Raw genomic sequence first — 22,819 nt, 5'->3', positions numbered from 1 at the left:
AAAGCGCGGGCGCTACTGAGCGACCTGGTCGAGGGTGTACGGCGTGGGCTGCTGGGCAGCGTGCGGGTGCTCAGCACCTGCGTATACCTTCAGCTTCGAGAGCTGAGCGCGACCGAGCGAGTTCTTGGGCAGCATTCCACGAATCGCCTTTTCGACAGCGCGTTCAGGGTGCTTCTCCAAAAGTTCGGAGTACGTGGTGGCTGTGAGCCCACCCGGGTAACCGGAGTGGCGGTAAGCCTTCTTCTGCTTGAGCTTGGAACCGGTGAGGGCAACCTTCTCAGCGTTGATGATGATGACGAAGTCACCCATGTCCATGTGCGGAGCAAAGGTGGCCTTGTGCTTTCCGCGGAGCAAGATGGCTGCGTGGCTGGCGAGACGGCCGAGGACGATGTCGGCGGCGTCGATGATGACCCATTCCCGCTTGATGTCGTCGGGCTTGGGCGAATATGTGCGCGTCACAATAGTGCTGCTTTCATTGATCGAGTGAGGTGTTCGTGAATCCCGCTCCGATGGTTGTTTCTACAGAAACAATTCCGGTGGAGGGCTCATGATCGGATGCCGCACCCTCTAGTGCAGACACCAAGGGTCAACTCTAGCGGAACTCCGGGTCTGCAGCAAACGCCAACAACGGCAGTTTGCCAGCCTGCCGCAAGTGGGGATAGCGGAGACACTTAGTCGAAGAGTTCACGGCGCGAACGGGTCAGTTCGGCGCGAGCGCCGAGTTCGTCATCCGGCGGATATCCGACCTCGACGAGCGACAACCCCTTCGCGGGCATCACTTTGAACTCGCTCCCCTTGGAGCGTTCGTCGCGGATGTCGGCTGGCCGCGAAGAGTCGATCTTGCCCTGACCCACGTAAACACCAGCGCCCACGAGCGACCGCACCATGCTGTGGCAGAAGGCATCGGCACGAACCTCAGCCAGCACGATGCCCTCTTCGGTGCGGCGGAAGCTGAAACGCTCTAGAGTGCGCACGGTCGTCGCCCCCTCGCGGGGCTTGCAATACGCAGCCCAGTCGTGGAGGCCGAGCAATTCGTTTGCGGCGACGTTCATGGCGTCGACATCGAGGGTGGCCGGGTACCAGAGCGTGTGATTGCGTTGGCGAGGATCACGCGGCGACAGGTTGTCGGCAATGCGGTACTCGTAGCGTCGCCACAGCGGCGAGAAGCGGGCGTCAAAACCTTCCGCAGCGATTACCGACTGCTTCACAAAGATGTCGGACTCGAGGCCCGTAATACCGTTGATGCGTCGGGCTAAGGATGCCGGTCCGTCGTACCGTCGTCCGCCCATGTTGCCCCGGCGCGGGCGGTCAAGACTACGCAGTTGGGTGTCGGTGAGATCGAGGTGTGCAACTTGGCCGGTGGCGTGCACTCCCGCATCCGTTCGCCCGGCAACAACCAGCTGTGGGATGACGCCGAAGCGTCGAAACACGATTGCTAACGCGTCTTCGATAGTGCCCTGCACCGTGCGCAGGGGAGGCGGCTGTTTTCCCCACCCAAAGAAGTTCGTGCCGTCGTAGGCGATGTCGAGGCGCAGCCGCGTATAAGGGGTGGCATCCGACTCGGGCGCCGGAATAGCGGGTGCCGCTTCATTCATAGTTCAACCCTATTTCACCAAGAAAACCCCGGCCCGCACGAAGCGGAGCCGGGGTCTTCTCAAGCGAAGAAAGTTACTTCTCTTCTGCAGTCTCCTCGGTTGCAACCTCGTCGGCGACAACTTCTTCAGCAGGAGCTTCCTCTACGGCGGGCTCTTCTGCAGCAGCCTTGGGCTCAGCCTTAGCGGCGGCCTTCGGGGCCTTCTTCTTCGGTGTAACGGGCTCAAGAACGAGCTCGATCTGAACCATCGAAGCGTTGTCGCCCTTGCGGAAACCAAGCTTCGTGATGCGGGTGTAGCCACCATCGCGGTTCTCAACCTGCGGTGCGATGACCGTGAAGAGTTCGTGGATGACGGTCTTGTCACCGATGATCCCGAGCGCGCGGCGACGGTTGTGCAGGTCACCCTTCTTCGCGAACGTGATCAGACGCTCAGCAACGGGACGCAGGCGCTTGGCACGCGTTTCCGTCGTCTTGATGCTCTTGTGCGTGAACAGGGCTGCGGCCAGGTTGGCCAGCATGAGGCGCTCGTGCGCCGGTCCACCGCCGAGACGCGGGCCCTTAGTAGGTGTAGGCATTTTCTAGTTCTCCAGTGTCAAAGGTTCGAGCCAGTGGCTCAAGCGTTGGTCTCGTCGTCGGCGTATCCGCCGTAGAAGTGTGCTCCGTCGAATCCGGGAACGCTGTCCTTCAACGACAGTCCCATCTCAACAAGCTTGTCGCGCACTTCATCTACCGACTTCTGACCGAAGTTACGGATGTTCATGAGCTGAGTCTCTGAAAGAGCAACCAGTTCACTCACGGTGTTGATGCCTTCGCGCTTGAGGCAGTTGTAGCTGCGTACCGAAAGATCAAGATCTTCGATCGGCATGCTGAGCTCGGTCGAGAGCACGGCGTCAACCGGTGCAGGACCAATCTCGATACCCTCTGCTGCCGTGTTGAGCTCGCGAGCGAGTCCAAACAGTTCGGTCAGCGTACGACCGGCGGAGGCCACTGCATCGCGAGGAGTGATTGCGGACTTGGTTTCGACATCAACAACGAGACGGTCAAAGTCAGTGCGCTCACCGGCACGAGTTGCCTCGACACGGTAGGTGACCTTGAGTACGGGCGAGTAGATCGAGTCGACCGGAATTTGGCCGGCTTCGCTGAACTCGCTGCGGTTCTGCGTTGCGGTGACGTAGCCGCGGCCACGCTCGATCGTCAGCTCAAGTTCAAACTTGGCCTTGTCGTTGAGCGTTGCGATGACGAGTTCCGGGTTGTGGATCTCTACACCGGCAGGTGCAGAGATATCAGCCGCGGTAACTTCACCAGAACCCTGCTTGCGCAGGTAAGCGGTGATGGGCTCGTCGTGCTCACTGGAGACTACGAGGTTCTTGATGTTCAGGATGACCTCGGTCACGTCTTCCTTGACACCGGCGACGGTGCTGAATTCGTGAAGAACTCCATCGATACGGATGCTGGTTACAGCTGCTCCGGGGATCGACGAAAGAAGGGTGCGACGAAGTGAGTTTCCGAGGGTGTAACCGAAACCGGGCTCAAGCGGCTCGATGACGAACCGTGAACGGAATTCGGAGATGTTCTCCTCAGCAAGGGTGGGACGCTGTGCAATGAGCACTGGTAATTCCTTTCGGCAAAGTGTCCGCTATATGACACTTGTGGGCGACGGGTGGCTGGCCCGACGTTGTATTGAGTTGTGCGCTGGAACTGTGAGCGAGGGCCGCTGGGACCCCCGCCACACGACGCCAGCACTAGCGAGTTGCCTCGCTAGTACGGCGTGAAACTAAACGCGACGACGCTTGGGCGGACGGCAACCATTGTGCGTCTGCGGTGTTACGTCGTTGATCGAACCCACTTCGAGGCCAGCGGCCTGCAGCGAACGGATCGCAGTTTCGCGACCTGAACCCGGTCCCTTGACGAAAACGTCTACCTTCTTGACGCCGTGCTCTTGAGCCCTGGCGGGCTGCCGACTCAGCGGACATCTGTGCGGCGTAAGGGGTCGACTTGCGCGATCCCTTGAAGCCGACGACGCCTGACGAAGACCAGCTCAGTACTGCGCCGGTCGGGTCCGTGATGGTGACGATGGTGTTGTTGAACGTTGACTTGATGTGAGCCTGGCCCACAGCAACATTCTTCTTTTCTTTACGACGCGGCTTACGAGCGGCCGATTTTGGTGCTGCCATTGTTTTCTCCTAAAACGTTGATGGCGACGACGCTGGGGTTGAACCCAGGGTCTATCGGGCCTTCTTCTTGCCGGCTACGGTGCGCTTCGGGCCCTTGCGGGTACGAGCGTTGGTCTTCGTGCGCTGACCATGTACGGGCAGTCCCTTGCGGTGACGGATACCCTGGTAGCTGCCGATCTCCACCTTGCGGCGAATGTCTGCTGCAACCTCACGACGGAGGTCACCTTCTACTTGGAAGTTTCCTTCGATGTAGTCGCGCAGCGCGATGAGCTGGTCATCGGTGAGATCCTGAACACGGATCTCTCCGCTGATCTGGGTGTCGGCGAGAGCTTTGAGAGCTCTCGTGCGGCCAACACCGTAAATGTAAGTCAGTGCGACCTCTACACGCTTGTCGCGTGGGATGTCGACGCCGGCTAGACGTGCCATAGTGGCTTCTCCTGTTGATGAGTGGAGGTCTGTAGCAACACCTGTGCATCGGCCTCCAACCGATGGTGTCCCCTGTGCCAGCTTTCGCGGGCATCGGATCTGGTGTTGCTAGTTCTATGTATTCAGTTGTGTGCTGCGGTGTGTGGCGATTGCTCGCCCCACCCGAGCTTTCGTGCGATCTGCTCGCGGAGCCTTAGCCTTGGCGTTGCTTGTGACGCGGGTTCGACTTGCAGATAACCATGACGCGTCCATTGCGACGAATAACGCGGCAGTGGTCGCAGATGGGCTTAACGCTGGGGTTAACCTTCATTATTTTTCCTTGTGAATCGCTGTCGTCGTTCCACTAGCCCGCAAGGGCAGCGTGGACGTTACTTTCCAGCGCGCTCTACTTGTAGCGGTAGGTGATACGGCCGCGAGTCAGGTCATACGGGCTCAGCTCTACAACCACGCGATCCTCGGGGAGGATTCGAATGTAGTTCTGTCGCATTTTGCCGGAGATGTGCGCGAGCACAACGTGGCCGTTCGTCAACTCAACACGAAACATCGCGTTGGGCAGAGCCTCGACTACTGCTCCTTCGATCTCAATGACACCGTCTTTTTTGGCCATAGCCTCTTCGTCGCTATAAGTATGGTTCGCTGGTCTGCGTGGATTGCGGTGAGTGACTTTCGAAAAAGCCAAGGCGCGAAAAAATCGACCTGAAACACCAAAGAGCAAGCCTACGCTAATCCCGGGCGTTTCGCCAAGTTGGGTCTAAGATTGCGCGCTGACAGTTTTCACTGCGTCTGAGTAGAGCGCATCACCCGCGCGAAGTCCCATGACCTCGGTGACGAAATCGGCTGCCGAAAGTGATGACAACAACTCGTGCATCCGCACACTCTCAGGGTCTTCCGGCACCGTGAAATGCAACGCTGCACCCATGGCACGCAGAAGCGCACTGGGGGTGGTTCCGGATGCCGCAAGCTCGCTAGCCGGGCTCACAAAGCGCTCGTTACGCGAGAGCTTGCGCAGCGGGCTGCGCCCGACACGCTCGGGGGTATCTGGCAAATGGGGATTGCTGAAGCGACGCGTGCAGGTAGCGACGTATTCGGCGTGCTCGCTGGCATTGAATCCGTGCTTAGCGATCAACATCGCGCTGGTCTCAGCAAGCACCGCAGCGACCTCGGACGCGACAGCATCGATGTCCATCGCGGCTGCGAGCGTCTCTGCGCCCTGGGCGCGGCCGTGATAGGCCAGCGTTGCGTGACCTGTGTTGACGGTGAAGAGCTTGCGCTCGATGTATGGCTCAAGATCTGAGACGAAGTGGACGTCAGCGATCTCGGGAATGCTGTCTCCGAACGGACCGCTTTCGATGGCCCACTCGAAGAAATCCTCGACAGTGACGTCGAGTCCTGCAGCAGAATCCTGCGCGGGAACGATGCGGTCAACAGCGGTGTTCGCGAAGATTGCCTTAGCGGCGAGCGTTTCAGCATCGACCGCGACAGCAACTTCGGCGCGAAGATTGTTGGTGGCGTAGAGCGCGTTTTCGCACGCGAGCACCTGAAGCGGGGGCAGCTCGTCTGAGCGCTTCTTGATTGCCTGAGCAATAAGCGGCGCAACGAATTTGAGAATGTTAGGACCAACCGCCGTGGTCACCATGTCGGCAGTAGCGATCTCGTCAACCACGTCTGCTTCGTTTTTCGCACTGTTCAAAGCCCGAAAGTTGTCGACAGTCCACGTACGAGGTTCGGAACCCACCTCGTGCACCTGATAGTGGTCTGCAGCGGCGAGTGTGTCGATGAGCTCTGCCGCGACATCCGCGAAGACGATCTCGTATCCGGCCTTGTGCAGAATCAGTCCGACGAAACCGCGGCCGATGTTGCCAGCGCCGAAGTGTACGGCTTTCATGCGTTGTTCAATTCAGACAAGAGGGCGAGCAACTCATCTTCGCTCGAGGCGTCGACCAGCTTCTGCACTTCGTCGTTGTCGCTAAAGATTGTGGCGACCGCGGCAAGCGTGTCCATGTGGCCACCGTCTTTGCCTGCGATGCCGACAACGAAGCGAACCTCGTTGCCGTCCCAATCGATGGGATCCGCGTACCGCACGAACGAGAGCGCAGACGACAGGATCGTGTCCTTGCCCTCGTTCGTGCCGTGCGGAATGGCCAGGAAGTTACCCATAAAGGTTGACGTCAACTCTTCGCGGGCCTTCATGAAGCCAAGGTACTCGGGCGTTACTGCACCAGCAGCCACAAGGATCTCCGCTGCCTCAACGAGGGCATCCTCTTTGGTGCGGGCGGTGCCAGCGGCCTTGATTCGGTCTAGCTCGAGTACCTTGCTCATGATGTCTCCTGTTACTTGCCAACCATGTTTACGACTTCATCGTATTTCGGACTGTTCATGAAGTTATCAACCGAAACATGAATTGCGCCGGGAACCTTCTGCTCAGCGCGTTCGGTGAGCTTGTCCTGGGTGATGATCAGGTCTTCTGAGCCATCCAGGTTAGCGATCGCCTTGTTCGTGACATTGACACCTTCGATGCCTGCCTTCGCGAACTTGTTACGCAGAACGGTTGCGCCCATCGCGCTCGAACCCATACCAGCGTCGCACGCAAACACAACGTTCTGGATCTTGGTCGCGGTGGAGGTTGCAGCACCAGCTCCGGTCGCAGCAGCACCGGTTCCGAGCAGGTCGCCTACCGAGCTGTCCTTGCCCTTGTTAGCGGCGTTCTTAGCAACAGCCGCAGCGAGTGCGTCGTCGCCGTTGGCCATTGCCTCAAGGTCACGCTTACGGCCGGCGCGGATGATGACCGCAGCGACAACGAACGAGACAGCAGCCGAGAACACTACTGACAGCACTACACCGACGATGCTTCCGGGAGGGGTCTGGGCGAGCACCGCAATGATCGATCCGGGAGATGCCGGAGCGCGCAACCCTGACTGGAAGATGACGTTCGTGAGAACACCAGTTGCTCCACCAGCGATTGCAGCGACAACGAGAAGCGGCTTAGCCAATACGTAGGGAAAGTAGATCTCGTGAATACCACCGACGAAGTGAATCAGGATGGCGCCAGGAGCGCTTGCGCGCAGCAGGCCAACACCGAATACCAAGAAGGCGAGCAGGATGCCGAGGCCGGGGCCAGGGTTTGCTTCAATGAGGAAGAGGATCGACTGGCCCTTTTCGAGCGACTCGGCCGTGCCCAGCGGCGTGAAGACACCGTGGTTGATGGCGTTGTTGAGGAAGAGGATCTTGCCCGGCTCGACGAAGACGCTCGCGAGCGGCAGCAGGTTGTTGTCGACCAGGAATGCGATAACCGATTCGAGACCATTGCTGATCGCGGTAACGATCGGAGCAATGAGGAAGAACGAGGCAACCGCGAGCAACATTCCGACGATTCCGCCGGAGAAGTTGTCGACAAGCATCTCGAACCCGGCCCGAATCTTGCCTGCCCAGAGAGCGTCAATCTTCTTCATCACCCATGCAGCACCGGGGCCTACGATCATGGCACCGAGGAACATCGGGATTCCGGCACCGATGATGACACCCATCGTCGCGATGGTTCCGATGACTCCACCGCGAGTTCCGTAGACCATGCGGCCACCGGTGTTAGCAATGAGCAACGGCAGTAGGTAAATAATCATCGGGCCGACAAGGCCCGTGTTAGTGACCTCAGGGTCGAGGCTCCAACCGCCAAGCTGCTGAACCCATACCGGATCAATGCCGAGTAGCGGCAACCAACCGGTCTGGATGAAGAGGGCGGTAATGAAGCCCCACGCGATAAATGCCGCAATATTCGGCATCACCATTCCGCTCACGAAGGTTCCGAATTTCTGGACCCCTACGCGCACACCGCCCGTCGTGGCGGTTGTAGACGACGTTGTCATTGTTTTACTCCGATATCTGTGATGTTGGGATACTGCGAGGGAAGCGAACGACCACGGCTATGCTTCGTCGTGATCGGTACTGAGGATTTCGGTCAACTCGGCAATTACAGCGTCAGCGCCTTCTCCGTCTGCGGAGATTGTCACCTCATCGCCGTGGTTGACGCCCAGCGAAATAACGCTGAGGATGCTCGACGCATTCACGGACTTGTCGCCCTTGGCAATCGTGACGTCGAGACCAGAAGCGGCTGCCGCCTGAGTGAAGAGCGACGCCGGGCGAGCGTGAAGCCCATGAGAAGACGCGACTCGAATAGTGTGTTCAGCCATTGTTGCTGCTTTCTGTTGTTGCCTGAGGGAGGGCATTGAGAAGGTCGAGAGCAATGTCTGCTCCAGCGGCGTTGAAATTGATCGCCGGAAGCTGTACCGCGCGGGCGCCAATTACCGCAGCCGCTGTTTCGGCCTGATCAAAGAAATCCGAGACGTGCGAGCTCACGAGGACGACATCTACAGAAGTCAAAGGCATGCTGAGGGCCGCAACGCTCGCCGGAGTAAAGGTGTGAGAAAGACCACGGACGGTGGCTTGGCGCCGAAGTGCGTGCGCCAAAAAAGTGCTCGAAGCGCCTGCCCCACACAAAACCAACACTGTAGACACCGTCTCGCCTCCTTGCGAAATCAATCCGTATTCCTTGAAGGTCTATCGTCGCTGGGAAGTGCCTTCGAGTTCCAGTAGAGAAGATTCCGCCCCTGCGGAAAGGTACATACGCAAGAATGGGTATCTCATGCTCGATAACCACGCGCGACTCATAGAACACCTAGCCCAGTCCGAGGCATGGGTGACGGCTGCCGAGCTCTCAGACAAACTCGGCGTCACCACCCGCAGCGTGCGCAGTTACGTCACGGCAGTAAAGTCGTCAGCCCTGCCCCTCGAAGTTATCGAATCATCAACGTCGGGATATCGCCTCAATCGCGACAACTACGCCGAATTCCTCAAAGGTGCAAATAACCGCGAGTCCGAGCGCCCGCGTGACCGGCAGTACCATCTCGTTCGACGACTGGGCGATGCGCCTGAGGGCACGGACATCCACGCCCTCGCTGAGAGTTTCTTCGTGAGTGAGTCCACGATCGAAGCAGACCTCCGCAAGGTGAAGACGGTAGTTGAAGAGTCGGGTCTTACGCTTTCGCGGCGCGGCCCACTCGTCATCCTCTCCGGCACCGAGCCCAACTTGCGGCGCTTGCTCAGCAAGATGTTCCGCCACGAAGAATCGCAAGGTTTCTTGGAGCTAGAGAGCATCCAGCGAGAGTTCGAGTCGTCCGATCTTCGCTCGTTCAAGACCGCGCTACTTGAGTTGTTAGATTCACACGGGTATTTCGTCAACGAGTACGGAATCAATCACGTGCTCCTGCACGTTGCGATCGCCGCGGACCGCACCGGACCCTTAAATTCCGCGGGTGCCGACGAACCGTCGATCAGCTCCGATGAGACCCCGTCGGCGTCTGCAGCGTTCTCGAAAGATCTTGCTGCGCTCATCACAACTCACTTCGGTGCGAACCTGCGGCAGGATGACGTCAACGAGATCGAGTTGCTGCTCACCACGCGAGTTATCACTCGCTCTGCCGGGTCCAGTTCGACGGCCGACATAGATCTTGAGGAACTCATCACTCGCGTGCGCCGCACTGTGCAGCACGTCGGCGAGGAATACCTCATTGACCTCGACGACGACGACTTCATCATGAGATTGTCCTTGCACGTGCGCAATCTCATCCTGCGCGCTCAAGACCTCTCATACTCTCGAAATCCCATGACGAGGTCGATCAAGACCACCTACCCCATGATCTATGAGCTTGCGGTTTTTATCGCTGCTGAGGTGCAGCGCCAGGAGGGAATCATCATTCACGATGATGAAATCTCCTACATCGCCCTCCATGTGGGGTCTCACCTTGAGCGCCAAGCGAAACGAGAAGTGCGCCTGACTGCGGCGTTAGTCTGTCCCAACTATCATGACCTGCACGTCATCCTTCGGGAGCGCATCGAGGCGGTGCTCGGTGACGAACTGCAGTTAAGGATAGTCATCACGCGAACAGACGTTGATTTGGCGGAGCTGTCGACCGACCTTGTGTTGACCACGATCGACTTGAGGTCATTCGCTGACAACGTCGTTCTTATCCAACCGTTCCTTACCGAGACCGACGTGGATGCCATTCGACGCGCCATTGGACGCGTGCGCCGCCTTCGCCGCCGCCGACAGCTCACTGACGAACTGCTGCGCTTCTTTGATCCGGCGCTCTTTCTACGAAACTTCAGCGCGCCCAGCGAGGAGGCCATGATCGCCGCTCTCGGGCACCGGATGATCGAAGCCGGGGTGATCGATCACAGCTACATCACGGGGGCAATCGAACGCGAGCGCATGTCATCCACCGCCTTCACTGACACGCTCGCGGTCCCCCATGCCATGACGATGAACGCCCACCGCACCGCAATCAGTATCGTCATCAACGAGACACCGATGCCCTGGGGGGAGAACCGAGTGAACGTGATCGCACTCATTGCCTTTAGCGCAGCGGGCCGCACCACCTTTCAAACGGTGTTCGATCAGTTCGTCACCGTCTTCTCAGATCGCGACTACGTGCAACAACTCGTGAAGAAGGCCGTGGACTTCCCGACGTTCATCGATGAACTCGTGCGCGGCATCGAAGACTAGCCACCACAACGAGCGTCGCCACCAAAAAGAATGCCCCGCTACCGTAAGGCAGCGGGGCAATCTGAAGTCCGATTGCTAGCGTGAACCAGCATCAGTTGCGGAGATTCCGCGGTCAAAAAGTGCTTCAGTAATTCGGGCAGTCACAGCGTCTACCTCGCCCAAGGCATCGATCGTTACTAGCACGTCTCGACTGGCGTAGGTTGAGATGAGTGGCGCAGTCTGTTCGTTATACACATCCAAGCGGTGGCGAACAACCTCTTCAGTGTCGTCACTGCGATTTTGCTCGACGGCTCGTTTACGTAGTCGATCGACGACGACTTCTGTGTCCGCTTCGAGCTCTACTACGACGTCTAGAGCGGAGCCGTGAGTGGCTAGAAACGCATCCAGCTCTCGAACCTGATCGGTCGTACGAGGATACCCGTCCAAGAGAAAGCCGTTCTTAGCGTCGTCTTCCTCGAGGCGATCGCGGATGAGCGCATTCGTCAAGGAATCAGGCACATTATCGCCCGCATCCATGAATGCTTTGGCTTTATTGCCAAGCTCCGTGCCGTTCTTCACATTGCTGCGAAAAATATCACCGGTTGAGATAGCGGGAACGCCGTAGATCTCGGCAAGCCGTGCAGCTTGCGTACCTTTTCCAGCGCCAGGAGGACCAATCAGGAGAAGTCGTGTCAACGCAACAAACCTTCGTAATGGCGTTGCTGCAACTGCGAATCGATTTGCTTGACGGTCTCCAGACCGACGCCAACGATAATCAGGATGCTAGCTCCACCGAATGGGAAATTTTGGTTGGCCCCGATGACCACAAACGCGATCAGCGGGATCATTGCCACAAGGCCGAGATATAACGAGCCGGGCAAAGTCACACGAGTCAATACGTAGTCCAAGTACTCCGCGGTCGGTCGACCAGCGCGAATGCCAGGAATGAAGCCACCGTACTTCTTCATGTTGTCGGCAACCTCTTCGGGGTTGAACGTAATCGCTACGTAGAAGTAGGTGAAGCCAACGATGAGCAGGAAATAGCCAATCATGTAAATCGGGCTATCGCCGGACACCAGGTTGTTCTGGACCCAGACGACCCATGCTGCCGAAGTCTCGCCAGCTTGTGGCTGGTTAAACTGCGCGATCAAAGCGGGGAGGTACAACAGCGACGAGGCGAAGATCACGGGGATAACGCCGGCCATGTTGACCTTGATGGGAATATACGTGTTGTTGCCGCCATAGGTACGACGCCCGACCATGCGCTTAGCGTATTGAACCGGGATGCGTCGCTGAGACTGCTCAACGAAGACAACGGCGCCCATGATCAGCACGCCCATAAGCAACACGAGAACGAAAGTCTCAACACCATTGCTGAGGTAGATGCCCCACAGAGCGCTGGGGAAAGTGGCGGCAATCGAGGTGAAGATCAGCAACGACATACCGTTACCGATACCCCGTTCGGTCACGAGCTCACCCATCCACATGATGAGGCCGGTGCCAGCAGTCATCGTGATCACCATGAGAAGGATCGCGTACCACGCGTCATTGGTGATGAGTTGGCTACATTCAGCGACACCAGCCGACTGAAAGAGAGCGCCGCTTCGCGCGACAGTGATCAAAGTCGTGGACTGGAGGATCGCCAGAGCGATCGTGAGATAGCGCGTGTATTGAGTCAGCGTTGCCTGACCAGTTTGGCCCTCTTTGTGAAGAGTTTCAAAGTGTGGGATAACCACGCGAAGCAGTTGCACGATGATCGATGCCGTGATGTAGGGCATGATTCCGAGTGCAAACACGGAAAGTTGAAGGAGTGCCCCACCGCTGAAGAGGTTGATGAGGTCATACAGGCCGCCGCTCGAGGCGTTGGCTGCGAGGCAGGCCTGCACGTTACCAAAGTCGACGAACGGCGCGGGGATGAAGGAGCCAAGTCTAAACAGCGCAATGATGCCTAGCGTGAACCCGATCTTCCTGCGAAGGTCAGGCGTGCGGACAATCCGCGCGACAGCTTTAAACACAAGGCCTCCGATTTATCTATGTACTACGGGCGAGTGGGGAACCCCTTGCGGGATTCCCCACTCCACCTGTCTGCGTCTGTCACCGGTGTGACCTACGCGACACTAACGTTTGTCGTAGTGACAGTTACTGAACCGAACCGCCGGCTGCAACGATCTTCTGCTCGGCAGAGCCGGAGACCTTGTCAACTACAACGTTCAGCTTAACCGTAATATCACCCTGACCAAGAACCTTGACCTTTTCGTTCTTGCGAACGGCGCCCTTCGAGACGAGATCGGCAACGGTTACGTCGCCACCCTTGGGGTACAGTGCGGCGAGTTTTTCCAGATTCACAACCTGGTACTCGACACGGAACGGGTTCTTGAATCCGCGCAGCTTCGGCGCACGCATGACGAAGTTGATGTTTCCGCCTTCGAAGCCGAGACGCATGTTGTAGCGCGCCTTGGTTCCCTTGGTTCCACGACCAGCAGTCTTACCCTTGGATCCTTCACCACGACCAACACGCATGCGGTCCTTCTTGGCGCCGGCAGCGGGACGAAGGTGGTGCATCTTGAGAACCTGCGGGCGATTAGCAACATCGTCGCTCGACGACTTCTTCGCAGCCGATGCTTTAGCAGCGGTCGACTTCGCGGGAGCCTTCGTGGTGGATGCCTTCGCAGCGGGTGCCTTAGCAGCTGCAGCCTTGGGGGCTGCGGCCTTCTTCGGAGTTTCTTTCTCGTCAGCCATTAGTCAATCTCCTCGACCTTGACAAGGTGAGCGACCGTGTTGATATACCCACGGTTCTGCGAGTTGTCCTCGCGCACAACCACGGAGCCGATGCGCTTGAGCCCAAGGCTACGCAGCGTGTCGCGTTGGTTCTGCTTCTCACTAATTTTGGACTTGATCTGGGTTACCTTCAGGCGACCAGCCATCAGACACCTGCCTTAGCTTCAGCCTCAGCGCGCAGCAAGCGAGCCGGGATTACGTGTTCTACTTCGAGACCACGACGAGCTGCAACCGAGCGAGGCTCTTCGAGCTGCTTCAGCGCTTCAACCGTCGCGTGCACGATGTTGATCGTGTTCGAGGAACCGAGCGACTTGCTCAGTACGTCGTGAATTCCAGCGCACTCGAGTACGGCACGAACGGGACCACCAGCGATAACACCGGTACCAGCGGATGCGGGACGCAGCAGAACTACACCTGCAGCCGCCTCGCCCTGAACCGAGTGAGGAATCGTCGCGGCGACGCGGGGGACGCGGAAGAAGTTCTTCTTCGCCTCCTCGACACCCTTGGAGATCGCGAGAGGAACTTCGCGGGCCTTGCCGTAGCCGACGCCAACCATGCCGTTACCGTCACCGACGACGACGAGCGCGGTGAAGCTGAAGCGACGACCACCCTTGACTACCTTCGATACTCGGTTGATGGTGACGACGCGCTCCAGGAACTGGTTCTTGTCGTTGTCGCGGCTGTTGTTTCCACCACGGCCACCACGGTCTGGTCCACGCTCACGACCGCCACGACGAGCCTCGCGGGGCTCGCTCGTAACGTCGGTAGCTGGGGCGTCTACGACGACCTCAGGGACGGAGATGGCGCTAGTCGCCTCAGCGGCCACGGCCTGCTCCTTGTTTGTTGTTTTGTTGTCCACGTTGTCGCTCACAGGTTCAATCCACCCTCTCGCGCTCCGTCGGCGATAGCGGCTACGCGACCTGCGTAACGGCTTCCACCACGATCAAATACGACGGCCTCAATACCGGCCTGCTTCGCGCGCTCGGCAACCATTTCACCGATCTTGCGTGCCTTGGCGGTCTTGTCTCCATCGAATGTACGCATGTCTGACTCCATGGTCGATGCTGAAGCGACGGTTACGCCCTTCGAGTCATCGACAACCTGGACGAATACGTGACGCGCGGAGCGCGTAACCACGAGACGGGGACGCACCTCGGTGCCCACAACTTTCTTGCGGAGACGTGCGTGACGACGGCCCTTAGCGGCCGACTTGCTCTTACCTCTGGTTCCGAGAGCCATGTCTACTTACCACTCTTTCCGGCCTTGCGACGAACAACTTCGCCGGCGTAGCGCACACCCTTGCCCTTGTAGGGCTCTGGCTTACGCAATTTACGAATGTTGGCTGCTACTTCGCCAACCGCCTGCTTGTCGATGCCGCTGACAACTAGTTTGTTGTTGCCCTCGACCGCGAAGCTAATACCAGCGGGCGGGTCAACGGTGATCGAGTGCGAATACCCGAGAGCGAACTCAACTGAGCTGCCCTTTGCGGTGACACGGTAACCAGTACCAACAACCTCAAGGCCCTTGGTGTAGCCAGTGGTGACACCGACGATCTGGTTAGCGATGAGCGTACGGGTCAATCCGTGAAGCGAACGCGACTCGCGCTCGTCATCGGGACGGGTTACCAGCACCTGACCCTCTTCGAGAGCTACAGCGATGGGCTCCTTAACGGTGAGCCCAAGCTCACCCTTCGGGCCCTTTACGGTGACGTCTTGGCCGTTGATGGTGATAGTGACACCGGCGGGGACATCAATAGGAAGTCTTCCGATACGTGACATATTTGGTTACCACACGTAGGCGAGGACTTCCCCACCTACGCCCTTCTGAGTCGCCTCTTTGTCGGTCAAGAGACCAGAGGAGGTGGACAAAATCGCCACACCGAGTCCACCAAGCACCTTGGGGATTTCGGTCGAGCGAGCGTATACGCGAAGACCAGGCTTCGACACACGCTTGATTCCCTTGATGGAACGCTCGCGGGCGGGTCCGTACTTGAGTTCGATCGTGAGGGTCTGGCCTACACGAGCGTCTTCGTTGCTCCAACCGAGGATGTATCCCTCGGCCTTGAGCATCTCTGCCAGGCGCGACTTCAGCTTGCTCGAAGGCATAGAAACGCTGTCGTGGTGCGCCGAATTGGCGTTGCGCAGTCTGGTCAGCATGTCAGCGACCGGATCTGTCATTGTCATTATGTTTTTCCTGTCTCAACTGGTTTCGGCATCCGTTACACGAAGGCCGACCTAGTCGATCGGTGTTACTTGATTAGTTGGATGCGTTCTCAGCGGAACGGAAGGGGAAGCCCAGTGCCTTCAGCAATGCGCGGCCCTCTTCGTTGTTCTTACCGGTGGTAACAATCGTGATGTCGAAACCACGAACGCGGTCAATCTTGTCCTGATCGATCTCGTGGAACATCGACTGCTCCGTGAGCCCGAAGGTGTAGTTACCGTTGCCATCGAACTGCTTGTCCGAGAGGCCGCGGAAGTCGCGGATACGAGGAAGAGCCAACGTGATCAAACGGTCAAGGAACTCCCAAGCGCGGTCACCACGGAGGGTGACGTGAGCGCCGATGGGCTGCCCTTCACGCAGCTTGAACTGAGCGATCGACTTACGGGCGCTCGTGACGTAGGGCTTCTGACCGGTGATCGCGGTGAGATCCTTGACGGCCCCATCGATGATCTTTCCGTCGCGAGCAGCTTCACCAACACCAGTGTTCACGACGACCTTGACGATGCCGGGAATCTGGTTGACGTTGGAGAGACCGAGCTCCTTCTTGAGCTGTTCCGCGAGTTCGGTGCGGTACTTCTGCTTGAGGCGCGGCTGGATTTTGCCAGCAGCAGGTGCAGTCGTCGTCATTAGTCTGCGTCCTTCTCGGTTGCCTTCTCGGCATCCTTCTTCGAAGCCTTCGGCTCAGCCTTAGCTGCCTTGGACTTCTTGGTCTCTACGCGGCGCGACTTCTTGAAGTAGCGCTCACGCGTGGTCTTGCCGCGGTCGTCGGTGGTGACGGTGAAGCCAACACGAGCCGGGAGCTTGGTCTCGGGGTCAACGAGAGCGACGTTCGACACGTGAATCGGTGCCTCCATCGTTTCGATGCCACCGGTCTTGGTTCCACGCTGAGTCTGGCCTACCTTGACGTGCTTGGTGACAAAGTTGACACCTTCCACGACAACGCGGTCTTTTCCAGCGATAACACTGATGACGCGACCCTGCTTGCCGCGGCTTCCGCCACGCTCTTGGGTCGGGCCGCTGATGACCTGTACGAGGTCACCCTTGCGAATCTTTGCCATAACTACAGCACCTCCGGTGCGAGCGAGATGATCTTCATGAACTTCTTGTCACGAAGCTCACGGCCAACCGGTCCGAAGATACGAGTACCACGGGGGTCTCCACCATCGGACTTCAAGATTACAGCCGCGTTCTCATCGAACTTGATGTATGAGCCGTCTGGACGACGAGTCTGCTTGATCACGCGAACGATGACGGCCTTGACGACCTCACCCTTCTTGACGTTGCCGCCAGGAATCGCGTCTTTGACGGTTGCCACAATGACATCGCCGAGACCTGCGTAACGACGACCTGAGCCACCGAGAACGCGAATCGTGAGGAGCTCCTTGGCGCCGGTGTTATCGGCAACCTTTACTCGGGATTCCTGCTGAAGCATTACTTAGCCTTTTCGAGGATCTCGACCAGACGCCAGCGCTTCGTGGCGCTGAGCGGACGGGTCTCGCTGATTAGAACGGAGTCACCAACGCCGGCCGTGTTGGCCTCGTCGTGAACCTTCACCTTGGAGTTACGGCGAACAACCTTGCCGTACAACGGGTGCTTCACACGGTCTTCAACGATGACGACGATGGTCTTATCCATCTTGTCGCTCGTTACCAGCCCGCGGCGGGTCTTGCGGTACCCACGAGCGACCTCGGCGGTCTCCGCGGTCTTCTTGTCTTCAACCTTGGCCATGACTACGCCTCCTTCGTCTCGTCAGTGGCTGCTGCCGCGGGCGCTGCCGCTGCGTCTGCCTTCTTGGTGCTGCGCTTCTTGGTTTCCTTCGCAGGAACCTCAACAGCAGCAGGGGTTGCACGAATGCCGAGCTCACGTTCACGGATAACCGTGTAGATGCGAGCGATATCGCGCTTGACAGCCCGAATGCGTCCGTGGCTTTCCAGTTGACCAGTTGCGGCTTGGAAACGAAGGTTGAAAAGCTCTTCCTTCGCCTTCTTCAGCTCGTCAACGAGTCGTTCGTCTTCAAAAGTGTCTAGCTCGACTGGGGCTAGCTCCTTGGATCCGATCGCCATTATGCGTCGCCCTCCTCGCGCTTGATGATGCGTGCCTTGAGGGGCAGCTTGTGAATAGCACGAGTGAGAGCTTCACGCGCAACAGTCTCATCCACACCGCTGAGCTCGAAGAGCACGCGACCTGGCTTGACATTGGCGACCCACCACTCGGGCGAACCCTTACCGGAACCCATGCGGGTTTCAGCGGGCTTTTTGGTGAGCGGACGGTCAGGGTAGATATTGATCCACACCTTTCCACCACGCTTGATGTGACGCGTCATAGCGATACGAGCTGCCTCAATCTGGCGGTTCGTAACGTATGCGGGCGTCAGAGCCTGAATACCGTACTCGCCAAACGACACCGTGGTTCCACCGGTAGCGTGGCCGCTACGAGAGGGGTGGTGCTGCTTGCGGTACTTGACCTTACGGGGAATCAACATTGTTATGCCTCAACTCCTGCTGCAGCCGTAGCTTCTGCCTTGGGGGCTTCTGCCTTGGGTGCGTCAGATTTCGGTGCGGACGATGGTCCACCGCCGGTGCGGCGGCCACGGTCTCCACCATCGCGACGCTCGGGACGCGACGACTTCTGGTTAGCCTGCTCGCGAGCGAGCTCCTTGTTGGTGATGTCGCCCTTGTAGACCCACACCTTGACACCGATACGACCGAACGTGGTCTTGGCCTCGTAGAAGCCGTAGTCGATGTTTGCGCGCAGCGTGTGCAGCGGAACGCGACCCTCACGGTAGTACTCCGAGCGGCTCATTTCTGCGCCACCCAAACGACCGGATACCTGGATGCGAACACCCTTGGCGCCGGCGCGCTGAGCGCCCTGAAGACCCTTACGCATTGCACGACGGAAAGCGACACGAGCTGCGAGCTGCTCTGCGATTCCCTGAGCAACGAGCTGAGCTTCAGCCTCGGGGTTCTTGACCTCAAGGATGTTGAGCTGAATCTGCTTGCCCGAGAGCTTCTCGAGCTCGCCACGGATGCGCTCTGCTTCGGCGCCACGACGACCAATCACGATACCCGGACGGGCAGTGTGAATGTCTACGCGAACGCGGTCGCGGGTGCGCTCGATCTCGATACGAGCAACGCCTGCACGGTCGAGGTTCGACTTGAGCAGGTTGCGGATCTTTACATCCTCTGCAACATAGTCGCTGTAACGCTGACCCGGCTTGGTGCTGTCAGAGAACCAACGCGACACGTGGTCGGTGGTGATTCCCAGACGGAAACCGTAGGGGTTTACCTTCTGTCCCATTACTTCTTCCCTGCCTTGTCGGCCTTGGCTTCAACGACGTGGTCTGGCGTGGCCAGCACGACCGTGATGTGGCTTGTGCGCTTCAGGATCTGGAACGCGCGGCCCTGGGCACGCGGCTGGAAACGCTTGAGCGTTGCACCGTCGTCGACATAAGCCTTCGAGATGATCAGATCCTGTTCGTCCAGAAAAGTGTTCGAAGCGTCTGCCTTGACTCGCGCATTCGCGATTGCAGATGCAACCAACTTGTAGACCGGCTCGCTCGCGCCCTGAGGAGCGAACTTCAAAATTGCCAGTGCTTCCTGTGCTTGCTTGCCGCGGATCATGTTGATGACGCGACGAGCCTTCATGGGGGTCACGCGGATGTGACGCACGCGTGCGATCGACTCCACCATTTCTCTACCTCCTACACCACCGCGTTAGCGGCGGCGACCCTTCTTGTCATCCTTCACGTGTCCACGGAAGGTACGGGTGGGCGAGAACTCACCGAGCTTGTGCCCAACCATGGTTTCGGTGATGAACACCGGAATGTGCTTGCGACCGTCGTGCACCGCGATCGTGTGACCCAGCATTGCGGGAACGATCATTGAGCGGCGCGACCAGGTCTTGATTACGTTCTTGCTCTTGGCCTCATTCGCCTTGACAACCTTTTGCAGGAGGTGGTCGTCGACGAAGGGGCCCTTCTTCAGACTGCGTGGCATCTTCTGACTCTCCTACTACTTGCGCTTCTTGCCGACATTGCGGCGGCGAACGATGAGCTGGTCACTGGGCAGGTTGCGCTTACGAGTGCGCCCCTCTGCCTGGCCCCAAGGGGAAACGGGGTGACGTCCACCGGACGTCTTGCCCTCTCCACCACCGTGGGGGTGGTCGACAGGGTTCATGGCAACACCACGGACGGTCGGGCGAACGCCCTTCCAGCGCATACGGCCGGCCTTACCCCAGTTGATGTTCGACTGCTCGGCATTGCCGACCTCGCCGATTGTTGCGCGGCAACGAACGTCAACGTTGCGGATTTCTCCGGAAGGCAAACGCAGCTGCGCGTAGGGGCCCTCTTTAGCAACGAGTCGAACCGAAGCTCCCGCAGAACGGGCCATCTTGGCGCCGCCACCCGGGCGAAGCTCGACCATGTGGATAACCGTACCGACGGGGATGTTCTTCATCGGGAGGTTGTTGCCGGGCTTGATGTCCGCCCCAGCGCCGGACTCGACGATGTCACCCTGCTTGAGCTTGTTGGGAGCAACAATGTAGCGCTTAGATCCATCCACGAAGTGAAGGAGAGCGATACGTGCGGTGCGGTTGGGGTCGTACTCGATTTCGGCAACGCGGGCGTTTACGCCGTCTTTGTCGCTGCGCTTGAAGTCGATTACGCGGTACTGGCGCTTGTGGCCACCACCGACGTGACGGCTCGTGATGCGACCTGCGTTGTTGCGGCCACCGGTCTTGGGCAGAGGACGCAGAAGCGACTTCTCTGGCGTCGAACGAGTGATCTCAGCAAAGTCTGCAACCGAGGAACCACGGCGACCAGGCGTCGTGGGCTTGTACTTGCGAATAGCCATTAGTTTCTCCTTGGTCCTTAACCGACAGCGGTGAAGATGTCGATAGAACCGGACTTGAGCGTGACGATGGCGCGCTTGGTGTCCTTGCGCTTACCCATACCGAAACGAGTGCGACGGGTCTTGCCCGTGCGGTTCAACGTGTTGACCGAGTCAACCTTGACGCTGAAGATCTTCTCGATCGCGAGCTTGATCTCAGTCTTGTTCGCACGGGGGTCAACCTCGAAGGTGTACTTGCCCATGTCGATCAGGTTGTAGCTCTTCTCGGAAACCACGGGAGCAATGATGATGTCGCGTGGGTCCTTGTACGTGACGGTCATGCGCTGACCTCTTCCTTGTTCGAAGACTTGGTGTTGAAGGCAACGAACGCGTCGAAAGCGCCCTTGCTGAACACGATGTCGTCGCTAACGACGACGTCGTAGGCGTTGAGCTGGTCATACGACAGAACGTGAACGCCATCGAGGTTGCGAATGCTCTTCAAGCTAAGAGCGTCTTCGCGCTGAAGCACGACGAGAACGTTCTTGCTCGGTGCGATGCTCGAGAGCAGCGCAGAGACAGTCTTGGTCGAAGGCTTGTTGTCGACAGCCAGAGCGTCGATAACGTGGATGCGCTCACCGCGAGCCCGGTCGGACAACGTGCCGCGCAAAGCAGCAGCAATCATCTTCTTGGGGGTGCGCTGTGCGTAGTCACGCGGGTGTGGACCGTGAACGATGCCACCACCCTTCATCTGAGGAGCACGAATCGAGCCCTGGCGAGCGCGACCGGTTCCCTTCTGCTTGAACGGCTTACGACCAGCACCCGAGACTTCACCGCGGCGCAGGGTGTTGTGCGTACCCTGACGAGCAGCTGCACGCTGTGCAACTACAACCTGGTGAATGAGGGGAACGTTGGTCTGCACGTCGAAGATCTCGGCGGGAAGCTCGACAGAGTCGACCTTCTTGCCCTTGGCGTCGATGACGTCGATGGAGGTAGCCATGTGTACTACGCCCCCTTCACTGCGTTGCGGACGAAGACGATACGGCCACGAGCACCGGGGACAGCGCCCTTAATGAGCACGAGTCCCTTCTCGAGGTCGATCGAGTGGACAGCGAGGTTCATAACCGTTACACGGTCACCACCCATACGACCGGCCATACGCATGCCCTTGAAGACACGGCTGGGGGTCGACGAAGCACCAATGGAACCAGGCTTGCGGTGGTTACGGTGCGCACCGTGGCTTGCCGATACGCCCTTGAAGTTGTGACGCTTCATAACACCGGCGAAACCCTTACCCTTGCTCGTGCCGACAACGTCGACCTTCGAGCCGGGGGTGAAGATGTCGACCGTGAGCTCTTGGCCAACGGTGTATTCCGCGGCGTCAGGGGTGCGAATTTCGGTGAGGTGACGGCGCGGCGTTACACCTGCTTTGTCAAAGTGACCGGTGAGAGGCTTGTTGACCTTACGAGGATCAATCTGGCCGTACGCGATCTGGACAGCGCTGTATCCATCAACCTCGGGGCTACGCAGCTGCGTAACAACATTCGGGGTGATTTCGACAACGGTCACGGGAACGAGCTTGTTGTTCTCGTCCCAAACCTGCGTCATGCCGAGCTTCTTGCCCAGCAGACCCTTGGTCGTCTTAGTTGTAGACATTATTTTCCTTATCGGCTCAGTCGCTCAATAACTGCGCGAGCTAAAGCTTGATCTCGATGTTGACGTCGGCCGGCAGGTCGAGACGCATGAGCGAATCCACAGCCTTGGGCGTCGGGTCGATGATGTCGATGAGCCGCTTGTGGGTGCGCTTTTCGAAGTGCTCGCGGCTGTCCTTGTACTTGTGAGGTGAGCGGATTACCGCAACCACGTTCTTCTCAGTGGGCAGCGGCACTGGGCCTACTACCGTGGCACCCGCGCGGGTAACCGTGTCAACGATCTTGCGTGCCGATGAGTCGATGACCTCGTGGTCGTACGACTTGAGTCGGATGCGGATCTTCTGTCCCGCCATGACTGGCTCTCTTCCCTTAGTACTGTTGAGGCACTGCGTGCACCTGGGCTGTTCGACGCCGAATGTTGCCACCCGAAGACACTCAGCACTTCTGCTTTCGCACCACTATTTATCTGTCAAGTTCTTGCTGTCACTGCTCGTGATACCAACCCGCGAGGCCGCGAGGAGCACATGCTGGCGAGCCAGCACACGCGTCTCCCGCAGCAATAACTCTTTCGAGTGATCAATTGGGGAGTTGGTTAAGCTTGGTTCTTCTCCCCGCGG

34 protein-coding genes and 2 pseudogenes are annotated in these 22,819 nt (G+C 58.4%); 1 reads left to right on the top strand and 35 read right to left on the bottom strand.

Annotated elements, in window-relative coordinates:
* Positions 1-12: 12 nt before the first annotated feature.
* The 13 genes and pseudogenes from rplM to ACR3YK_RS07710 form a co-directional block, all read right to left on the bottom strand.
* Positions 13-459 carry a 50S ribosomal protein L13 gene (gene rplM, locus ACR3YK_RS07770; RefSeq protein ID WP_341619222.1) on the bottom strand — a complete coding sequence of 149 codons (447 nt, stop codon included), beginning with the start codon at positions 457-459 and terminating at the stop codon, positions 13-15.
* A gap of 212 nt (positions 460-671) precedes the next feature.
* Entirely contained in the window at positions 672-1,595 is a 924-nt protein-coding gene (locus ACR3YK_RS07765) for a tRNA pseudouridine synthase A (protein WP_486174338.1), read from the bottom strand.
* A gap of 73 nt (positions 1,596-1,668) precedes the next feature.
* Positions 1,669-2,169: a 50S ribosomal protein L17 gene (gene rplQ / locus ACR3YK_RS07760; RefSeq protein ID WP_486174337.1), complete on the bottom strand. Its 501-nt coding sequence runs from the start codon at positions 2,167-2,169 to the stop codon at positions 1,669-1,671.
* A gap of 38 nt (positions 2,170-2,207) precedes the next feature.
* Entirely contained in the window at positions 2,208-3,203 is a 996-nt protein-coding gene (locus ACR3YK_RS07755; RefSeq protein ID WP_100388217.1) for a DNA-directed RNA polymerase subunit alpha, read from the bottom strand.
* A 165-nt stretch (positions 3,204-3,368) separates the two neighbouring features.
* Positions 3,369-3,768 (bottom strand): annotated as a pseudogene (gene rpsK / locus ACR3YK_RS07750) (30S ribosomal protein S11).
* Positions 3,769-3,819: 51 nt separating this feature from the next.
* On the bottom strand, positions 3,820-4,194 hold the full coding sequence (rpsM, locus tag ACR3YK_RS07745) for a 30S ribosomal protein S13 (RefSeq protein ID WP_100388215.1): 375 nt from the start codon (positions 4,192-4,194) through the stop codon (positions 3,820-3,822).
* A 193-nt stretch (positions 4,195-4,387) separates the two neighbouring features.
* The gene (gene rpmJ / locus ACR3YK_RS07740) at positions 4,388-4,504 is read right to left on the bottom strand and encodes a 50S ribosomal protein L36 (RefSeq protein ID WP_129072182.1); all 117 of its coding nucleotides are present in this window, start codon (positions 4,502-4,504) and stop codon (positions 4,388-4,390) included.
* 75 nt (positions 4,505-4,579) lie between these two features.
* A complete protein-coding gene (gene infA, locus ACR3YK_RS07735) occupies positions 4,580-4,801 on the bottom strand; it encodes a translation initiation factor IF-1 (protein ID WP_010203795.1) in 222 nt (73 codons plus the stop codon).
* A gap of 144 nt (positions 4,802-4,945) precedes the next feature.
* Entirely contained in the window at positions 4,946-6,079 is a 1,134-nt protein-coding gene (locus ACR3YK_RS07730; RefSeq protein ID WP_486174336.1) for a mannitol-1-phosphate 5-dehydrogenase, read from the bottom strand.
* Positions 6,076-6,513, bottom strand: a complete 438-nt coding sequence (locus tag ACR3YK_RS07725; RefSeq protein WP_486174335.1) for a PTS mannitol transporter subunit IIA — start codon at positions 6,511-6,513, stop codon at positions 6,076-6,078. Before ACR3YK_RS07725 ends, ACR3YK_RS07730 begins: the two co-directional genes overlap by 4 nt.
* Before the next feature lie 11 nt (positions 6,514-6,524).
* Positions 6,525-8,054: a PTS mannitol transporter subunit IIBC gene (locus tag ACR3YK_RS07720; protein WP_486174334.1), complete on the bottom strand. Its 1,530-nt coding sequence runs from the start codon at positions 8,052-8,054 to the stop codon at positions 6,525-6,527.
* A gap of 57 nt (positions 8,055-8,111) precedes the next feature.
* On the bottom strand, positions 8,112-8,378 hold the full coding sequence (locus ACR3YK_RS07715; protein ID WP_486174333.1) for an HPr family phosphocarrier protein: 267 nt from the start codon (positions 8,376-8,378) through the stop codon (positions 8,112-8,114).
* The gene (locus tag ACR3YK_RS07710) at positions 8,371-8,694 is read right to left on the bottom strand and encodes a PTS sugar transporter subunit IIB (RefSeq protein ID WP_486176389.1); all 324 of its coding nucleotides are present in this window, start codon (positions 8,692-8,694) and stop codon (positions 8,371-8,373) included. Before ACR3YK_RS07710 ends, ACR3YK_RS07715 begins: the two co-directional genes overlap by 8 nt.
* A 136-nt stretch (positions 8,695-8,830) precedes the next feature.
* On the opposite strand from ACR3YK_RS07710, the gene ACR3YK_RS07705 reads away from it, so the two are divergent.
* Positions 8,831-10,750 carry a BglG family transcription antiterminator gene (locus ACR3YK_RS07705; protein ID WP_486174332.1) on the top strand — a complete coding sequence of 640 codons (1,920 nt, stop codon included), beginning with the start codon at positions 8,831-8,833 and terminating at the stop codon, positions 10,748-10,750.
* 75 nt (positions 10,751-10,825) lie between these two features.
* On the opposite strand, the gene ACR3YK_RS07700 is transcribed toward ACR3YK_RS07705, so the two are convergent.
* The 22 genes and pseudogenes from ACR3YK_RS07700 to rpsJ form a co-directional block, all read right to left on the bottom strand.
* Entirely contained in the window at positions 10,826-11,425 is a 600-nt protein-coding gene (locus ACR3YK_RS07700; protein WP_486174331.1) for an adenylate kinase, read from the bottom strand.
* Positions 11,422-12,744: a preprotein translocase subunit SecY gene (gene secY / locus ACR3YK_RS07695; protein WP_486174330.1), complete on the bottom strand. Its 1,323-nt coding sequence runs from the start codon at positions 12,742-12,744 to the stop codon at positions 11,422-11,424. Before secY ends, ACR3YK_RS07700 begins: the two co-directional genes overlap by 4 nt.
* A 124-nt stretch (positions 12,745-12,868) precedes the next feature.
* Positions 12,869-13,468 (bottom strand): 50S ribosomal protein L15, encoded by a 600-nt coding sequence (rplO, locus tag ACR3YK_RS07690; RefSeq protein ID WP_486174329.1) that lies wholly within the window; start codon positions 13,466-13,468, stop codon positions 12,869-12,871.
* Complete coding sequence (rpmD, locus tag ACR3YK_RS07685) at positions 13,468-13,653, bottom strand: 50S ribosomal protein L30 (protein ID WP_486174328.1); 186 nt, start codon at positions 13,651-13,653, stop codon at positions 13,468-13,470. The genes rplO and rpmD overlap by 1 nt, the downstream gene beginning before the upstream one ends.
* On the bottom strand, positions 13,653-14,378 hold the full coding sequence (gene rpsE, locus ACR3YK_RS07680; protein WP_486174327.1) for a 30S ribosomal protein S5: 726 nt from the start codon (positions 14,376-14,378) through the stop codon (positions 13,653-13,655). The genes rpmD and rpsE overlap by 1 nt, the downstream gene beginning before the upstream one ends.
* Complete coding sequence (gene rplR, locus ACR3YK_RS07675) at positions 14,375-14,746, bottom strand: 50S ribosomal protein L18 (RefSeq protein WP_486174326.1); 372 nt, start codon at positions 14,744-14,746, stop codon at positions 14,375-14,377. The genes rpsE and rplR overlap by 4 nt, the downstream gene beginning before the upstream one ends.
* A gap of 2 nt (positions 14,747-14,748) precedes the next feature.
* Positions 14,749-15,285, bottom strand: coding sequence for a 50S ribosomal protein L6 (rplF, locus tag ACR3YK_RS07670; RefSeq protein WP_486174325.1), 537 nt, complete (start codon positions 15,283-15,285; stop codon positions 14,749-14,751).
* A 6-nt stretch (positions 15,286-15,291) separates the two neighbouring features.
* Positions 15,292-15,690, bottom strand: coding sequence for a 30S ribosomal protein S8 (gene rpsH / locus ACR3YK_RS07665; RefSeq protein WP_100388201.1), 399 nt, complete (start codon positions 15,688-15,690; stop codon positions 15,292-15,294).
* Positions 15,691-15,763: 73 nt separating this feature from the next.
* Positions 15,764-16,354 (bottom strand): 50S ribosomal protein L5, encoded by a 591-nt coding sequence (gene rplE, locus ACR3YK_RS07660; protein ID WP_486174324.1) that lies wholly within the window; start codon positions 16,352-16,354, stop codon positions 15,764-15,766.
* A gap of 95 nt (positions 16,355-16,449) precedes the next feature.
* Positions 16,450-16,785, bottom strand: a pseudogene (rplX, locus tag ACR3YK_RS07655) (50S ribosomal protein L24); the annotation flags it as partial.
* A gap of 2 nt (positions 16,786-16,787) precedes the next feature.
* Positions 16,788-17,159: a 50S ribosomal protein L14 gene (gene rplN / locus ACR3YK_RS07650; protein ID WP_100388198.1), complete on the bottom strand. Its 372-nt coding sequence runs from the start codon at positions 17,157-17,159 to the stop codon at positions 16,788-16,790.
* Complete coding sequence (gene rpsQ, locus ACR3YK_RS07645) at positions 17,159-17,455, bottom strand: 30S ribosomal protein S17 (protein WP_100388197.1); 297 nt, start codon at positions 17,453-17,455, stop codon at positions 17,159-17,161. The genes rplN and rpsQ overlap by 1 nt, the downstream gene beginning before the upstream one ends.
* 2 nt (positions 17,456-17,457) lie before the next feature.
* A complete protein-coding gene (gene rpmC / locus ACR3YK_RS07640; RefSeq protein ID WP_486174323.1) occupies positions 17,458-17,790 on the bottom strand; it encodes a 50S ribosomal protein L29 in 333 nt (110 codons plus the stop codon).
* Complete coding sequence (gene rplP / locus ACR3YK_RS07635; protein WP_339619145.1) at positions 17,790-18,209, bottom strand: 50S ribosomal protein L16; 420 nt, start codon at positions 18,207-18,209, stop codon at positions 17,790-17,792. The genes rpmC and rplP overlap by 1 nt, the downstream gene beginning before the upstream one ends.
* Before the next feature lie 2 nt (positions 18,210-18,211).
* The gene (gene rpsC, locus ACR3YK_RS07630) at positions 18,212-19,024 is read right to left on the bottom strand and encodes a 30S ribosomal protein S3 (protein WP_486174322.1); all 813 of its coding nucleotides are present in this window, start codon (positions 19,022-19,024) and stop codon (positions 18,212-18,214) included.
* On the bottom strand, positions 19,024-19,416 hold the full coding sequence (gene rplV / locus ACR3YK_RS07625; RefSeq protein WP_486174321.1) for a 50S ribosomal protein L22: 393 nt from the start codon (positions 19,414-19,416) through the stop codon (positions 19,024-19,026). The genes rpsC and rplV overlap by 1 nt, the downstream gene beginning before the upstream one ends.
* A gap of 24 nt (positions 19,417-19,440) precedes the next feature.
* Positions 19,441-19,722, bottom strand: coding sequence for a 30S ribosomal protein S19 (gene rpsS, locus ACR3YK_RS07620; protein ID WP_009773127.1), 282 nt, complete (start codon positions 19,720-19,722; stop codon positions 19,441-19,443).
* 15 nt (positions 19,723-19,737) lie between these two features.
* A complete protein-coding gene (gene rplB / locus ACR3YK_RS07615; RefSeq protein WP_486174320.1) occupies positions 19,738-20,577 on the bottom strand; it encodes a 50S ribosomal protein L2 in 840 nt (279 codons plus the stop codon).
* Between the two features lie 17 nt (positions 20,578-20,594).
* Positions 20,595-20,894: a 50S ribosomal protein L23 gene (rplW, locus tag ACR3YK_RS07610; RefSeq protein WP_010203832.1), complete on the bottom strand. Its 300-nt coding sequence runs from the start codon at positions 20,892-20,894 to the stop codon at positions 20,595-20,597.
* Positions 20,891-21,550: a 50S ribosomal protein L4 gene (gene rplD, locus ACR3YK_RS07605; protein WP_486174319.1), complete on the bottom strand. Its 660-nt coding sequence runs from the start codon at positions 21,548-21,550 to the stop codon at positions 20,891-20,893. The genes rplW and rplD overlap by 4 nt, the downstream gene beginning before the upstream one ends.
* A gap of 5 nt (positions 21,551-21,555) precedes the next feature.
* The gene (gene rplC, locus ACR3YK_RS07600) at positions 21,556-22,206 is read right to left on the bottom strand and encodes a 50S ribosomal protein L3 (protein ID WP_486174318.1); all 651 of its coding nucleotides are present in this window, start codon (positions 22,204-22,206) and stop codon (positions 21,556-21,558) included.
* A 40-nt stretch (positions 22,207-22,246) separates the two neighbouring features.
* Entirely contained in the window at positions 22,247-22,555 is a 309-nt protein-coding gene (gene rpsJ / locus ACR3YK_RS07595) for a 30S ribosomal protein S10 (RefSeq protein WP_100388190.1), read from the bottom strand.
* Positions 22,556-22,819 lie beyond the last annotated feature (264 nt).

The sequence above is a fragment of the Salinibacterium sp. 10G20-15 genome (assembly GCF_057365065.1).
The sequence above is the reverse complement of the archived record's forward strand: the minus strand, read 5'-3'. Positions and strand labels throughout refer to the sequence as shown.

Excerpts from the sequence above, each read along its gene's own strand:
- rplO (WP_486174329.1), bottom strand. The coding sequence starts at position 13,468 with ATGGCTGACGAGAAAGAAACTCCGAAGAAGGCCGCAGCCCCCAAGGCT.
- infA (WP_010203795.1), bottom strand. The coding sequence starts at position 4,801 with ATGGCCAAAAAAGACGGTGTCATTGAGATCGAAGGAGCAGTAGTCGAG.
- rplD (WP_486174319.1), bottom strand. The coding sequence starts at position 21,550 with ATGGCTACCTCCATCGACGTCATCGACGCCAAGGGCAAGAAGGTCGAC.
- rpsC (WP_486174322.1), bottom strand. The coding sequence starts at position 19,024 with ATGGGACAGAAGGTAAACCCCTACGGTTTCCGTCTGGGAATCACCACC.
- rpsJ (WP_100388190.1), bottom strand. The coding sequence starts at position 22,555 with ATGGCGGGACAGAAGATCCGCATCCGACTCAAGTCGTACGACCACGAG.
- rplW (WP_010203832.1), bottom strand. The coding sequence starts at position 20,894 with ATGACCGTCACGTACAAGGACCCACGCGACATCATCATTGCTCCCGTG.
- rpmC (WP_486174323.1), bottom strand. The coding sequence starts at position 17,790 with ATGGCGATCGGATCCAAGGAGCTAGCCCCAGTCGAGCTAGACACTTTT.
- rplN (WP_100388198.1), bottom strand. The coding sequence starts at position 17,159 with ATGCTTCAGCAGGAATCCCGAGTAAAGGTTGCCGATAACACCGGCGCC.
- ACR3YK_RS07765 (WP_486174338.1), bottom strand. The coding sequence starts at position 1,595 with ATGAATGAAGCGGCACCCGCTATTCCGGCGCCCGAGTCGGATGCCACC.
- ACR3YK_RS07715 (WP_486174333.1), bottom strand. The coding sequence starts at position 8,378 with ATGGCTGAACACACTATTCGAGTCGCGTCTTCTCATGGGCTTCACGCT.
- rplF (WP_486174325.1), bottom strand. The coding sequence starts at position 15,285 with ATGTCACGTATCGGAAGACTTCCTATTGATGTCCCCGCCGGTGTCACT.
- ACR3YK_RS07705 (WP_486174332.1), top strand. The coding sequence starts at position 8,831 with ATGCTCGATAACCACGCGCGACTCATAGAACACCTAGCCCAGTCCGAG.
- rplE (WP_486174324.1), bottom strand. The coding sequence starts at position 16,354 with ATGACGACGACTGCACCTGCTGCTGGCAAAATCCAGCCGCGCCTCAAG.
- rplQ (WP_486174337.1), bottom strand. The coding sequence starts at position 2,169 with ATGCCTACACCTACTAAGGGCCCGCGTCTCGGCGGTGGACCGGCGCAC.
- rplC (WP_486174318.1), bottom strand. The coding sequence starts at position 22,206 with ATGTCTACAACTAAGACGACCAAGGGTCTGCTGGGCAAGAAGCTCGGC.
- rplV (WP_486174321.1), bottom strand. The coding sequence starts at position 19,416 with ATGGTGGAGTCGATCGCACGCGTGCGTCACATCCGCGTGACCCCCATG.
- ACR3YK_RS07720 (WP_486174334.1), bottom strand. The coding sequence starts at position 8,054 with ATGACAACGTCGTCTACAACCGCCACGACGGGCGGTGTGCGCGTAGGG.
- rpmD (WP_486174328.1), bottom strand. The coding sequence starts at position 13,653 with ATGGCTGGTCGCCTGAAGGTAACCCAGATCAAGTCCAAAATTAGTGAG.
- ACR3YK_RS07725 (WP_486174335.1), bottom strand. The coding sequence starts at position 6,513 with ATGAGCAAGGTACTCGAGCTAGACCGAATCAAGGCCGCTGGCACCGCC.
- rpmJ (WP_129072182.1), bottom strand. The coding sequence starts at position 4,504 with ATGAAGGTTAACCCCAGCGTTAAGCCCATCTGCGACCACTGCCGCGTT.
- ACR3YK_RS07730 (WP_486174336.1), bottom strand. The coding sequence starts at position 6,079 with ATGAAAGCCGTACACTTCGGCGCTGGCAACATCGGCCGCGGTTTCGTC.
- rpsS (WP_009773127.1), bottom strand. The coding sequence starts at position 19,722 with ATGCCACGCAGTCTGAAGAAGGGCCCCTTCGTCGACGACCACCTCCTG.
- rplP (WP_339619145.1), bottom strand. The coding sequence starts at position 18,209 with ATGTTGATTCCCCGTAAGGTCAAGTACCGCAAGCAGCACCACCCCTCT.
- rplR (WP_486174326.1), bottom strand. The coding sequence starts at position 14,746 with ATGGCTCTCGGAACCAGAGGTAAGAGCAAGTCGGCCGCTAAGGGCCGT.
- rplB (WP_486174320.1), bottom strand. The coding sequence starts at position 20,577 with ATGGCTATTCGCAAGTACAAGCCCACGACGCCTGGTCGCCGTGGTTCC.
- rpsH (WP_100388201.1), bottom strand. The coding sequence starts at position 15,690 with ATGACAATGACAGATCCGGTCGCTGACATGCTGACCAGACTGCGCAAC.
- rpsQ (WP_100388197.1), bottom strand. The coding sequence starts at position 17,455 with ATGGCCAAGGTTGAAGACAAGAAGACCGCGGAGACCGCCGAGGTCGCT.
- rpsM (WP_100388215.1), bottom strand. The coding sequence starts at position 4,194 with ATGGCACGTCTAGCCGGCGTCGACATCCCACGCGACAAGCGTGTAGAG.